The 12,813-nt window shown below is 57.3% G+C and carries 11 protein-coding genes; 7 read left to right on the forward strand and 4 right to left on the reverse strand.

The genetic code is table 11. The annotated features are described in order from the left end of the window. Positions 1-4: 4 nt before the first annotated feature. Entirely contained in the window at positions 5-658 is a 654-nt protein-coding gene (locus ABJD00_RS16685) for a histidine phosphatase family protein (RefSeq protein ID WP_413832716.1), read from the reverse strand. A gap of 217 nt (positions 659-875) precedes the next feature. Between ABJD00_RS16685 and fdhF the strand changes: the two genes are divergently transcribed. Beyond that, on the forward strand, positions 876-3,638 hold the full coding sequence (fdhF, locus tag ABJD00_RS16690) for a formate dehydrogenase subunit alpha (protein ID WP_413832718.1): 2,763 nt from the start codon (positions 876-878) through the stop codon (positions 3,636-3,638). Positions 3,639-3,641: 3 nt separating this feature from the next. Here the strand turns inward: fdhF and ABJD00_RS16695 are convergent, their stop codons facing one another. Then, positions 3,642-4,859 (reverse strand): PAS-domain containing protein, encoded by a 1,218-nt coding sequence (locus ABJD00_RS16695; protein WP_413832720.1) that lies wholly within the window; start codon positions 4,857-4,859, stop codon positions 3,642-3,644. Positions 4,860-5,023: 164 nt separating this feature from the next. Between ABJD00_RS16695 and ABJD00_RS16700 the strand changes: the two genes are divergently transcribed. After that, complete coding sequence (locus tag ABJD00_RS16700; RefSeq protein WP_413832989.1) at positions 5,024-6,982, forward strand: AMP-binding protein; 1,959 nt, start codon at positions 5,024-5,026, stop codon at positions 6,980-6,982. An 11-nt stretch (positions 6,983-6,993) separates the two neighbouring features. Here the strand turns inward: ABJD00_RS16700 and ABJD00_RS16705 are convergent, their stop codons facing one another. Next, positions 6,994-7,149: a hypothetical protein gene (locus tag ABJD00_RS16705; protein WP_413832722.1), complete on the reverse strand. Its 156-nt coding sequence runs from the start codon at positions 7,147-7,149 to the stop codon at positions 6,994-6,996. Positions 7,150-7,246: 97 nt separating this feature from the next. On the opposite strand from ABJD00_RS16705, the gene ABJD00_RS16710 reads away from it, so the two are divergent. The 3 genes from ABJD00_RS16710 (at position 7,247) to ABJD00_RS16720 (ending at position 9,892) form a co-directional block, all read left to right on the forward strand. Beyond that, positions 7,247-8,065 carry an ABC transporter ATP-binding protein gene (locus ABJD00_RS16710; RefSeq protein ID WP_413832724.1) on the forward strand — a complete coding sequence of 273 codons (819 nt, stop codon included), beginning with the start codon at positions 7,247-7,249 and terminating at the stop codon, positions 8,063-8,065. A 92-nt stretch (positions 8,066-8,157) separates the two neighbouring features. After that, positions 8,158-8,745, forward strand: coding sequence for a hypothetical protein (locus ABJD00_RS16715; RefSeq protein WP_413853640.1), 588 nt, complete (start codon positions 8,158-8,160; stop codon positions 8,743-8,745). A 115-nt stretch (positions 8,746-8,860) separates the two neighbouring features. After that, the gene (locus ABJD00_RS16720) at positions 8,861-9,892 is read left to right on the forward strand and encodes a branched-chain amino acid ABC transporter permease (protein ID WP_413832728.1); all 1,032 of its coding nucleotides are present in this window, start codon (positions 8,861-8,863) and stop codon (positions 9,890-9,892) included. Here ABJD00_RS16720 and ABJD00_RS16725 read toward each other — a convergent pair whose 3' ends face one another. Further along, the gene (locus ABJD00_RS16725) at positions 9,893-10,216 is read right to left on the reverse strand and encodes a hypothetical protein (protein ID WP_413832730.1); all 324 of its coding nucleotides are present in this window, start codon (positions 10,214-10,216) and stop codon (positions 9,893-9,895) included. Between the two features lie 125 nt (positions 10,217-10,341). On the opposite strand from ABJD00_RS16725, the gene ABJD00_RS16730 reads away from it, so the two are divergent. Next, entirely contained in the window at positions 10,342-11,418 is a 1,077-nt protein-coding gene (locus tag ABJD00_RS16730; RefSeq protein WP_413832732.1) for a branched-chain amino acid ABC transporter permease, read from the forward strand. Positions 11,419-11,513: 95 nt separating this feature from the next. Further along, complete coding sequence (locus tag ABJD00_RS16735; RefSeq protein ID WP_413832734.1) at positions 11,514-12,797, forward strand: ABC transporter substrate-binding protein; 1,284 nt, start codon at positions 11,514-11,516, stop codon at positions 12,795-12,797. Positions 12,798-12,813 lie beyond the last annotated feature (16 nt).

Below are 12,813 nucleotides of genomic sequence, written 5' to 3' on the forward strand. Positions count from 1 at the left end.
CCTTTCAAACGTGGGTTTGGGCGTGGTGACGATCTGGCGTTTCCAGATGCGGGATGGCGTTGAACATGACCGGTGCCCAGGTGCCACCGATTGGGTGCAGGCGGTGGATCGAGGTGTTCATAATGGCGAGAGCGATATTGGCCATGCCTTCGATGCTGAGGCCCAGATGCTGACGCATCGCCATCGAAATCAACCCGCCAGACGTGACCACCAACGCCGGTCCATCTCCAGCCGAAATCTCGCGCAGCGCGCCCTGAACGCGGTCTTCAAAGCTTGCGAATGTTTCCGGCGCACCTGTCAGGCGATCATCCTGCCAAGCGGCAAAGACTTGCGGCAAATGAGCTGTGAAGTCGCCGGGCCCATCGGGCAATGGAACGCCATGTTCGTCCCGCAGCGCTGTGGCGAGGGTGAAGTATTCAAGCTCGTTCAGGCGCGCGTCTTCAACCGCTTCCAACCCCGTCGCCATCCCGGCCGCCGTTTCGCGGTGGCGGCGCAGTGTACCGGTGAAAAGACGCAGGTGATGCTGGTGCGTGGCACGCAGATGTTCGCCCAGCCACGCAGCCTGTTGATGCCCAAGTGGGCTGAGCTGGTCATAACTGGCTTCGTCTTTGGCTTGGCTGTTGGCCTGACCGTGCCGGATAAGGGTGATGTGGGACATGGGCGCCTTTGGCTGATGTTTGGTTTCTTCTAGGGCAGCACTCGGGCAGTGGAAAGTGCTGGACCCTCCGGGAGACATTTTTTGAAACGAAGAAGAGGCGCGGTGAAGTGGATCGGAAACACCAGAGACGCGAAAGCAGGCTTTGGTGTCGGGAATGGGAGTCCTCTTGATGTTTGGGCTGGTTTAGAGTGCTGCGAGGGCGAGGGAGTTGCGCGCGATGACGGACAAGGTGACATTTACGCTGGACGGAGCCGAGGTTGAGGCCGAAGCGGGCATGACCATCTGGGAGGTTGCCAACGGGCGCGGCCTTGTGATCCCGCATCTGTGCCACAAACCTGCGCCGGGATACCGCCCCGATGGCAACTGCCGTGCCTGCATGGTGGAGATCGAGGGCGAGCGTGTGCTGGCCGCGTCCTGTATCCGTGAACCCAATGAAGGCATGGTGGTCACCACCAATTCGACCCGGGCCAAAACGGCTCGCAAGATGGTGGTGGAGATGCTGGTCGCCGACCAGCCTGCCCGGGACGAAGCCCACGACAAATCCGCCCATCTTTGGGATATGGCTGAGGCCAACGGTGTCTCGGAAAGCCGCTTCCCCAAATTAGAAGATGGGAGGATTCCTCTTCTCGACGACAGTCACGTCGCGATGTCGGTCAACCTTGATGCCTGCATCCAATGCGGTTTGTGCGTACGGGCCTGCCGTGAGGTGCAGGTCAACGATGTGATCGGCATGGCTGGACGCGGGCATGACACCTATCCGACATTCGATCTGGCCGATCCGATGGGCGACAGCACCTGTGTGGCGTGCGGCGAATGTGTACAGGCCTGTCCGACTGGCGCTTTGATGCCGTCCTCAGTTGTGGACGATACTCAAGTCGGGGACAGCGCGGATTTTGACAGTGAAGTTGAAAGTATCTGCCCATTCTGTGGTGTCGGCTGTCAGATCTCGCTGAAGGTGAAGGACAACAAGGTCAAATATGTTGAGGGTATCAATGGCCCTGCAAATGAAGGTCGGCTTTGCGTCAAAGGGCGCTTTGGTTTTGACTATATTCACCATGATCACCGCCTGATCAAACCACTGATCCGACGTGACGATGCGCCAGCCAAAGGGTTGAACGTGGACCCCGGCAACTGGCAGGAAGTGTTCCGTGAAGCGACATGGGACGAGGCGCTGGATTTCGCGGCGAACGGCCTCAAGGGGCGCGGGCGGGAAGTGGCGGGTTTTGGGTCGGCCAAGTGCACCAATGAAGAGGCCTATCTTTTTCAAAAGATGATCCGGCAGGGATTTGGCCATAACAACGTCGATCACTGCACCCGTTTGTGCCATGCAAGTTCTGTGGCGGCTTTGATGGAAAACGTCGGTTCGGGGGCTGTAACAGCGACCTTTAACGAGATTGAAAACGCGGATGTGGCTATCGCAATTGGTTGCAACCCGATCGAAAACCACCCTGTCGCGGCCACTTATTTCAAGCAGTTCACCAAGCGCGGTGGCACGCTGATCGTGATGGATCCGCGCGGGCAGGCGCTCAAACGCTTTTCATCCCATATGCTGCAATTCCGCCCCGGCGCGGATGTATCGATGCTAAACGCGATCATGCACACGATCGTGGAAGAGGGCCTTTACGACCAGCAATACATCGACGCCTATACCGAGAATTGGGAGGCCGAAAAGGCCCATCTGGCGGGCTTTGCCCCCGAGAAGATGGCTGAGATCTGCGGCATCGAAGCTGAGGTGCTGCGCGACGTGGCGCGGACCTTTGCCGGTGCCAAGTCAGCGATGATTTTCTGGGGGATGGGCGTGTCTCAGCACATCCACGGGACCGATAATTCGCGCTGCCTGATTTCACTGGCGCTAATGTGCGGACAGGTCGGACGGCCCGGTGCGGGTCTGCACCCGTTGCGTGGTCAGAACAACGTGCAAGGGGCATCGGACGCTGGCCTCATTCCAATGTTCCTGCCGGATTATCAACCCGTAACTGACGATGGTGTGCGTTCAGCCTTTACCGATGTCTGGAACTCGGGCGACTTCTCCAATGAGAAGGGTCTGACGGTGACCGAAATCATGGATGACGTGCATGCTGGCAACATCAAGGCCATGTACGTGTTGGGCGAAAACCCGGCCATGTCGGACCCGGATGTTGAACACGCACGCGACGCTTTGGCAAAGCTGGATCATCTGGTGGTGCAGGATATCTTTATCACCGAGACGGCGAACTATGCCGATGTGATTCTACCTGCCTCCGCCTTTGCGGAAAAGTCCGGCACCGTCACCAACACAAACCGTCAGGTGCAAATGGGGCGCCCCGCACTGCCCCCCCCTGGCGATGCGCGTGAGGATTGGTGGATCGAGGTTGAGTTGGCCAACCGGCTGGGACTCGGCTGGACCTATGAAAACCCGGCGGATGTGTTTGCCGAAATGAAGCTGAACATGAAGTCGCTGGCCAACATCACGTGGGATCGGTTGGAGATACAGAACGCTGTCACCTACCCATCCCTGTCACCGGAAGACCCCGGACAAGCCATTGTGTTTGGCGACGGGTTTCCGCGCCCCGAGGGGCGCGCGCGGTTTACTCCGGCGGCTGTGATCCCGCCCGATGACGTGCCGGACGCCGACTATCCAATGATCCTGACGACGGGTCGGCAGCTGGAACATTGGCACACCGGGTCGATGACGCGGCGGGCCACGGTGCTGGATGCGGTGGAGCCTGAGGCCAACTGCTCCCTGCATCCCTCGACCCTGCGCAAGCTGGGGGTATCTGCAGGTGGTGTCGTGCGGTTGACTACGAAACGCGGGTCAATCGAGATCATGGCGCGCGAGGATCGAGCAGTTTCTCCGGACATGGTGTTCCTGCCATTCGCCTTTGTTGAGGCGGCAGCCAACATCCTGACCAACCCGGCTGTGGACCCCTACGGCAAGATCCCGGAGTTTAAATTCTCTGCGGTGCGGGTCGAAGCGGTTCAGGCGATGGTCGCAGAATAGGCGTCACGCCAGCCAGCTGACATCACCGACAAAAATATAACCCGCACCATAGATGGTGCGGATGTGTTTTGGTGCCTTTGGGTCGTCGCCCAATTTACCGCGCAGGCGCGAAATGCGCACATCGAGCGCGCGCGCTGACGTCGGGTGAAGGCCGGGGGCAGAAAATATTTCGGCCCGGGATATGAGCCTGTTTGCCGAAGTCAGGAAAACGCGCAGCAACGCCGCCTCGGACACAGACAAAGGGACTGGGGTGTCAGAGCCTTGGGCCATCAGGTCCAACCGGTCGAACTGGACTGTCCAGAGTCCAAACTGTGCAGCGCGGCGGGGCGATGGATCGCTGGCTTGAGACAGAGTGGTATCTACCGAAAGAACATAGGCACCGGTCACGGCCCCTGCGGAATTGGTGTCAGGTGTGAAAGCGGCCCGGATGTGGCGGCCATCTTGCGGCACTGTAAATTCGACCACTTTCGGTTTGCCCCCGAACGCGGAACGCAGGGCGGGCGAGATTTCGGCGTAGACCTCCGGCCCAAGCACAGAGTGGGCTGTATGGCCCACGATATTGTCCGCTCCGTTCACGGGGCGCACCGGCAATTGCCGGTTGGTGTAGGTGTAGCGTTCCTGCAGGTCCAGCCGGGCGATGTGGGCTGGTGTGGTTTCTGCGGCAAGGCGGACGCGGGCCTCGGCCGCTTCGAGATGCTGTTGGGTTTCATGCAGGCGGTTGATGGTCGCTTCCAGGGCGCGGTTGGCGCGGGCGAGCTCTTCAGAGCGGTCGAGCAATCGGCCCGACAGTTCATCAGTCCGTGCCCGCAACATGTCTTCGTGCTGTTTGATTTCAGTTATGTCGGTATATACGGCGATCCAACCGCCCTGCCGCAAGGGGCCACCTTCGACCGAAAGCCACCGCCCATTGGCCCGTTTGCGTTCGACATAGTGCTGCTCGAAGGTCAGGGCCTGTGTCACGCGCGCCGTGATGAAGTCTTCCTTGTCGCCGACATCGCCGTATTCACCTGAGTCCACCAGATAGCGAATGGTCTCGGAGAAAGCGGCGCCCGGTTCGCACAGATGCGATGGCAATCCGAACATGGCGCGGAACCGCTGGTTCGCGACGATGAGGCGCAGATCTTCGCTGTAGATCGACAGCGCCTGCTGGATCATATTTAGCCCAGAGCGCAAAAGGACAGAGGTATCGCGCGACCGGTGCAGGGTTTCTGGCGATTGCATTAGACAGTCTTTCGAGGTTGTAACATTATGCTACATTTCAGAATGTATTAAGAAAGATTTGACACGTCCATATGTTCCCGCGACGATTTGTTTGCGGGATTCGCGTCGCCCGCCAAAATAAGCCGGATACCGGCAACCAGGGAGGAAAGCACGTGACTGCCGAAATGGCCAATTCGACGGGAATGGACTCCATTCCTGCATTGCTTAACCGCAACGCAACGCAGTTTACCAATGCGCCTGCGTACCGAGAGAAAGAGTTCGGCATCTGGCAAAGCTGGACCTGGGCCGAAACCCGTGAAGAAATTGAAGCGCTGGCACTGGGGCTGATCGACCTTGGCGTCGCCGAGGGCGACTTTATTGCTGTGATTGGGCGCAATCGGCCCACGCTCTATTGGTCGATGATGGCGGCGCAGATGTGCGGCGCGATTCCTGTACCGCTGTATCAAGACGCTGCCGCCGAAGAGATGGCCTATACACTCTCGCATTGCGGCGCGCGCTTTGTGATCGTTGGCGATCAGGAGCAGGTGGACAAGGTGATCGAAGTGCAGGCCGAGCTGCCGAACTTCGAGCAAATGATCTATCTCGATCCCCGCGGCTTGCGGAAATACGACCATTCCAAGCTGCACCAATATTCTCATGTACAGGATGCCGGCCGCGCCAAGCGGGATGAACTGGCGCCCGAGATGGCGCGGCGCATTGCCAAGCTGGACTATGACAGCACCTGTGTGATGCTCTACACCTCTGGAACCACTGGCAAACCCAAGGGCGTGGTGCTGAGCAACCGGAACGTGATCGAGACTTCGAAGTCGTCGTCCGACTTTGATGGGCTGCGCCAGAGTGATGACATTCTCGCCTATCTGCCGATGGCCTGGGTTGGGGATTTCATCTTTTCCGTTGGTCAGGCGCTTTGGACCGGGTTTTGTACCAACTGCCCTGAAAGTGCGGAGACCATGCATGTGGACCTGCGCGAGATTGGGCCGACCTACTACTTTGCTCCACCTCGGGTTTTTGAGAACCAGCTGACCGGGGTGATGATCCGGATGGAGGATGCAAGCGCCCTCAAGCAGCGTATGTTCCATTATTTCATGGCGCACGCGCGCAAGGTGGGTCCGGCGATACTGGACGGCAAAGATGTGAGCTTTGGGAATCGGCTGAAATACCGCCTCGGCGAGTTGCTGGTCTTTGGCCCATTGAAGAATACGCTGGGCTTTAGCCGGGTGCGAGTGGGGTATACGGCTGGTGAAGCTATCGGCCCGGAAATCTTTGATTTCTATCGGTCTTTGGGCATCAACCTCAAACAGCTTTACGGTCAGACAGAGGCCACAGTGTTTATCACTGCCCAGCCTGATGGCGAGGTGCGCAGCGACACAGTGGGTGTGAAATGCCCCGGCGTGGAGTTGAAGATTGCCGAGAATGGAGAGGTGTTTTACCGCTCACCGGGCGTGTTTGTAGAGTATTATAAGAACCCCGAAAGCACGGCCGACACCAAAGATCCGGAGGGTTGGGTCGCAACGGGCGATGCGGGGTTCATCGAGGAAGACACCGGGCACTTGCGCATCATCGACCGGGCCAAGGACGTGGGACAAATGGCGTCGGGTGCGTTGTTTGCGCCAAAATACGTTGAAAACAAGCTAAAGTTCTTCCCGAACATTCTAGAGGCGGTTGTCTTCGGCAATGGCAGGGATGAATGCACGGCATTCATCAATATTGATCTGACAGCCGTTGGGAACTGGGCCGAGCGCAACAACATTGGCTACGCGTCCTATCAGGAACTTGCTCAGCATCCACAGGTTCTGACGACCATCAAAGGACATGTGGAAGAAGTGAATGCGTCCGTGGCCCAGGACGAGATGTTGTCGAGCTGTCAGGTGCATCGCTTTGTCGTGCTGCACAAACAGTTGGATGCCGATGATGGGGAACTGACCCGCACTCTGAAAGTGCGCCGCCGGATTATCGAAGAGAAGTACGGCGATATCATTGCGGCCCTTTACGACGGGTCCGAGCAAGTCTCGACCACCACGGAGGTCACTTATGAGGACGGGCGCAAGGGATCGATTTCCGCGACGTTGCTGATCCAGCCTGCGCAAACCTCAGCTGTGCCACAAAAGATGGCGGCAGAGTGATGGGAGGCCTTTTAGTGACTGTCAAACGCATGCCGCTCCGCACATCGCAAGCGGTGGTTGTTGGTGAATGCCCCGATGCTCTTGCGCATGATTTTGCGGGTTGCCCGCGCGCTCAGCCCCTTTTGGTGGCAGTCGTAGGCAAGGTTCAGCAAGTAGCGACGTTCCATTTTCTAAAGCACCTTTGGGCCACCGAATTGGCGTGGGAAAAGCTTGCGCAGAAAATGGTTAATACCTGGCTGAGAGGTCGGACGATGGAGACGGTTAATGCTTGATCAGACCGAAGGCTACACCACCGCAGATGGTCGGAAAATCGGCGGCGTGGTGATGGAGATGAAGAATATAACCCTGCGATTTGGCGGGGTTGAAGCGATCAAGGATATATCGTTCGACATTCGTGAGGGTGAAATTCGCGCGATCATTGGCCCGAACGGCGCGGGCAAATCATCGATGCTTAATGTCATCTCGGGCTTTTACATTCCACAAGAAGGACAGGTTTTTTACAAAGGTGCACCGCGCCCTGCGATGAAGCCGTTTGAAGTGGCGCGCCAAGGCATTGCCCGCACGTTTCAGAACATCGCGCTGTTCGAAGGGATGAGTGTTCTGGACAACGTGATGACGGGCCGTTTGACCCACATGAAGACAGGCCTTTTTGCGCAAAGTCTCTGGAAGGGGAAGGCTGAGGCTGAAGAAACGGCCAACCGTGAAGTGGCTGAAAAGATTATAGATTTTCTCGAAATTCAGGCCATTCGCAAAACACCGGTCTCCCGTCTGCCTTACGGTTTGAAAAAACGGGTCGAACTGGCCCGCGCGTTGGCGGCCGAGCCGTCGCTGCTGCTACTGGACGAGCCCATGGCGGGCATGAACGTCGAAGAAAAGGAGGACATGAGTCGCTTTATCCTCGATGTGAATGACGAATTTGGAACCACGATCGCCCTGATTGAGCACGATATGGGCGTGGTGATGGACCTCAGCGATCGGGTTGTCGTGATGGATTACGGTAAGAAGATCGGTGATGGCACGCCGGACGAAGTGCGCGGCAATCAGGCGGTGATCGATGCCTATCTCGGGGTCGCCCATGACTGAATATTTGGGCCAAAACGGCTGTGCACAGGGTGTGCACAGAGTGTGCGCCGCGCGTGCACCGATGTGGTGCATTGGCCACGCGGAGACTGCCGGTGCGCTTTAGAGCGCTTGCCATATGTGCGGCCCTTTGGGCGGGTCCGGTCATGGCCGAAGAACCGGCCATTTGCGATCCAACCCAACCCGGCATGGCCGACCTATGCAATGTGATTGAGACGCAGTGTTTGCCCTATCTGGAAGATCCTGCGAGTCTGTCACCGCGCGACATCATGCCAATCCCGCGCACGTTTCGCCGCTATTTTGAAAGCACGCTGAACACCTACGCGCTGGGCTATCAGGAAACCGATCTGAACCGCACATTGGTTGTGTTCATGTATGATGAACCCGCCTGCGAGATCATTTCTAGCGGGCTGAGCTATTCGGAGCTTCTGCTGGCCTACAATGAGTGGCGTGAAGGGGCGGGTGCGCAGTTTGTGTCGACAACCGGATTTGAGCCGGTCAGCCGCATGACAATGGCGCGCGCCTACGCGGCGGCCTTTTTGGCGGCGTCTCGTCGAGATGGGCGCGTGACCGAGATTACTTTGAACTGGAACCTGACCTTTGAGGGGCTGACGCGTCTGCGCGTGAGCTATCAGCCGTTGCGCGATCATACGGCTGATCTGATGGGAGTGGCGTTGAAATGATGCACGTTCCCGCTGCCGCCTTTACGTTAGACGAGACCAATATCGCCGTTCTAACCGCGACCAAACTGCCGCAGTCCGCTGCGTTATGTGAAAAGTGGCCTGAGGAGTGCCGTTAATGCCTGACCAACTGATCTACGCCATGGAAGTCTTCCTCAACGGCCTGATGGCCGGGGTGATGTATGCCCTTGTTGCTCTTGGGTTCGTACTGATCTTCAAGGCGAGCGGCATCTTCAACTTTGCCCAAGGGGTTATGGCCCTGTTTGCGGCGATGACTTTGGTCGGTATTCAGACGGGGCAGGTGCCGTTTTACCATCTGATCAACGCGGTCTTTGGGACCAAAATCCACTATTTTGGGTGGGAGATTCATTCGATCATCGCGATCATCTTTACAGTGGTGGTGATGATCGGACTCGCCTGGGCGGTGCAGCGGTTCATCTTCAAACATCTGGTGGGACAGGAGCCCATCATTCTGTTTATGGCGACCATTGGCCTTGCTTACCTGCTGGAAGGGGTCGCGGACCTTATGTGGGGGTCCGAGATCAAGAAGCTGGATGTGTGTCTGACCGATACCACCTGTCTGCCCCAAGGCATCAACCTTGCCATTGATGAGGCGACGTTCAATATCTTTGGCTACGGATTTTTCATCGACAATCTGGATATCACCGCGACAATTATTGCGATCCTGCTGGTGGCCGTATTGGTGGCGTTTAGCCAATACACGAAACAGGGCCGCGCGATGCGTGCTGTGGCCGACGATCACCAGGCCGCTTTGTCAGTAGGTGTGTCTCTCAACTACATCTGGATTTTGGTGTGGTCGGTGGCCGGCTTTGTCGCCCTCGTGGCTGGCATCATGTGGGGTGCGAAGTCAGGCGTTCAGTTTTCGCTGTCGCTGATCGCGCTCAAGGCTTTGCCGGTGCTGATGCTGGGTGGGTTTACCTCGATCCCCGGCGCCATTGTGGGCGGGTTGATCATCGGCGTGGGCGAAAAGCTGTTTGAGTTCTTCATGTCTTCAGGCGACCTTGCCGGGGCCTTGTTTGGCTTTACCATGAACGCGACCGAAAACTGGTTTGCCTATGTTCTTGCGCTGATCTTCCTTGTGTTCCGCCCGCAGGGCTTGTTCGGGGAGAAGATCATTGAACGCGTATGATCAACTATCGAGTTGCCGGAACAGCATAACCGTGATCGCGGCAAGCACCGTGATGGCGAGCGTCGACGACAGCATGAGGTCACCCGTCAGCATCAGGGTTACCCCGGCACAGATGTTCACCACCAGAACGCAAAGCAAAAGCATCGGCCAGATCGTGACCCGGGTAACGCGCGAGGGTGCATGCTCGACCGCGTGCACTGGTTCGTCTGCGTCCGGAACGGACTCGAGCAAGTCCGCCTTGGCAGCGGCAAGATCAATTGCGCTCAGATCGCCGCGTGCATGCGCGGCCTCCAGACGACGCATGTCGTCAAGTATGGCAGTCATGGTTCCCACTCCATTTTCCCGGGCCAAACGTGCCATGGGGAATGGGGTGAAATGTGGCGAACGCGCACAACTTGAATTCATAGTTAAAGGCGTGCGCATAACGGCGCGCATGAAGGGGGACAGAAATGCTCTATCGTGAGGCAGGCGATTTTTCGACGACATATCCGCAGGATAGCCAGACGTTCCCAATCAGGTTTGACCGGTATCGTTATTATGCAGTGCTGGCGATTGCAGTTCTGGTGCTGCCGTTCGTTATGAACGATTATCTGGTCAATTCGATCTTTCTGCCGTTTTTGATCTACGCGATCGCGGCCATCGGGCTGAACATCCTGACGGGCTATTGCGGGCAGGTGAGCCTTGGGACCGGCGGGTTCATGGCTGTTGGGGCCTATGCCTGTTACAAACTGATGACCGCCTTTCCGGATGTGAACATCTTTTTCCACGTAATTATCGCGGGTGGGATCACCGCACTGGTCGGTACGGCTTTTGGCCTCCCAAGCCTGCGCATCAAGGGTTTCTATCTGGCTGTGGCTACGCTTGCCGCCCAATTCTTTCTTGTTTGGCTCTTCAACAAGGTGGCGTGGTTTTACAACTATTCTGCATCCGGTCAGATCAACGCACCTGAACGTACCGTGTTCGGGATCGAAGTGACCGGGCCAAACACCGAGGCCTGGGCGACCTATTTGTTCTGTCTGGTCTTTACCATCGGAGCGGCGGTGATGGCGCGCAACCTGACGCGCGGTTCTGTGGGCCGTCAGTGGATGGCGATCCGCGACATGGATATCGCGGCCGAGATCATCGGTGTGAACCCGCTGAAGGCCAAACTGACGGCTTTTGCTATCAGTTCCTTCTTTGTCGGGATTTCGGGTGCGCTGTTCTTTGCCGTTTACCTTGGCGCCGTAGAAGTGGGCGAGGTGTTTGGCATTCAGAAGTCGTTTCTGGTGCTGTTCATGATCATTATTGGGGGCCTTGGCAGTATCTTTGGCGCCTTTGCCGGGGCCGCTTTTCTGGTGGTCTTGCCAGTGCTGTTAAAGCTTGTCGGAGTGGACATGATGGGTTGGCCTACGGATATCGTGGCGCATTTCCAGCTTGTGATTGTGGGTGGGTTGATCATCATGTTTTTGATCCTTGAACCCCACGGGATCGCGCAGCTTTGGCGTGTGGCCAAGGAGAAATTGAGATTGTGGCCGTTCCCGCACTAGGCGGGCGATCACCAACAATGGCGGGGAAAACTCCGCCTTACGGAATGGTCCAGAACGGGCCGCATATCGGATAAAACCAACGGGAGGAAAAACCGATGAAGATGAAGATCGCAACCTGGGCAACAGCAGCCATGATGGCTGCAAGCCCTGTGATGGCGGACCTTGTGTTCCCATCCCTTAGCTATCGCACAGGCCCTTACGCGGCGGGTGGTATTCCGTTTGCGGATGGGTACGCCGATTATTTTACCCTGCTGAACGAGCGCGATGGTGGTATCGGTGGTGTTCCGGCGCGGATCTTGGAATGCGAAACCGGCTACAACACCGAAAAAGGTGTGGAGTGCTATGAGTCCACAAAGGGCGAAGGCGCGCTTGTCTATCAACCGCTGTCGACAGGCATCACTTATCAGCTGATTCCCAAAGCGACTGCAGATAACATCCCCGTCCACTCGATGGGCTATGGCCGGACGTCTGCAAAGAACGGCAACGTGTTCAGCCATGTCTTTAACTACCCTGCGAACTACTGGGACGGCGCCTCTGGCGCGATCAACTACCTTCTGGAAACGAACGGTGGTGACATCTCGGGCAAAAAGATTGCGCTCGTCTACCACAACTCCGCCTATGGCAAGGAGCCGATCCGGACACTTCAAGGTCTGGCTGAAAAGCATGGTTTTGAGTTGATGGAAGTGGCCGTGGACCATCCCGGCCAGGAGCAAAAGTCTCAGTGGCTGCAAATTCGCCGCGAACGTCCCGACAATGTCCTGATGTGGGGCTGGGGTGTGATGAACCAGGTGGCGATCCAGGAGGCGGCCAACATCCGCTATCCGATGGAAAACTTCATCGGCATCTGGTGGTCCGGGTCTGAAAACGACGTTCTGCCTGCTGGCGATGCAGCCAACGGATACAAGGCGCTGACGTTCCACGGTGTGGGAAGTGACTTCCCGATCTTTGACGAGATCAAGACCTATGTCACCGATAAGGGACTGTCAGCCGGATCCGGAGATCAGATCGGTACCGTTCTCTATAACCGCGGCATGTATGCGGCTATGCTGGCTGCCGAAGCGGCCAAGACCGCTCAAGGCATCCACGGCACGGCTGACATTACTCCGGCGATGATGCGGGACGGGATGGAAGCTCTTGAGATCACGGAGGCTAAAATGGCTGAGCTGGGTCTGCCGAACTTCGGACCTGAGTTCTCTGTGAGCTGTGAAAACCACGGCGGTAACGCTTTGGTTGGTGTCACACAGTGGGATGCCTCTGCGGGCAAATGGTCGCTGATTTCCGAGTTCAAGCCGACGGATGGTGACATCATCGGGCCACTAATCGAAGAAGACAGCGCGGCCTATGCCAGCGAAAGCAATATCGAGCCCAACTGCGGGTAAGTGACGTTTCCCGGCG

This window comes from Tateyamaria sp. (genome assembly GCF_039945315.1).
Lineage (GTDB): Bacteria > Pseudomonadota > Alphaproteobacteria > Rhodobacterales > Rhodobacteraceae > Tateyamaria.

Coding starts and splice junctions, on each gene's coding strand:
- ABJD00_RS16700 (WP_413832989.1), top strand. CDS start 5,024: ATGGCCAATTCGACGGGAATGGACTCCATTCCTGCATTGCTTAACCGC.
- ABJD00_RS16705 (WP_413832722.1), bottom strand. CDS start 7,149: ATGGAACGTCGCTACTTGCTGAACCTTGCCTACGACTGCCACCAAAAG.
- fdhF (WP_413832718.1), top strand. CDS start 876: ATGACGGACAAGGTGACATTTACGCTGGACGGAGCCGAGGTTGAGGCC.
- ABJD00_RS16695 (WP_413832720.1), bottom strand. CDS start 4,859: ATGCAATCGCCAGAAACCCTGCACCGGTCGCGCGATACCTCTGTCCTT.
- ABJD00_RS16685 (WP_413832716.1), bottom strand. CDS start 658: ATGTCCCACATCACCCTTATCCGGCACGGTCAGGCCAACAGCCAAGCC.
- ABJD00_RS16735 (WP_413832734.1), top strand. CDS start 11,514: ATGAAGATGAAGATCGCAACCTGGGCAACAGCAGCCATGATGGCTGCA.
- ABJD00_RS16730 (WP_413832732.1), top strand. CDS start 10,342: ATGCTCTATCGTGAGGCAGGCGATTTTTCGACGACATATCCGCAGGAT.
- ABJD00_RS16710 (WP_413832724.1), top strand. CDS start 7,247: ATGCTTGATCAGACCGAAGGCTACACCACCGCAGATGGTCGGAAAATC.
- ABJD00_RS16720 (WP_413832728.1), top strand. CDS start 8,861: ATGCCTGACCAACTGATCTACGCCATGGAAGTCTTCCTCAACGGCCTG.
- ABJD00_RS16725 (WP_413832730.1), bottom strand. CDS start 10,216: ATGACTGCCATACTTGACGACATGCGTCGTCTGGAGGCCGCGCATGCA.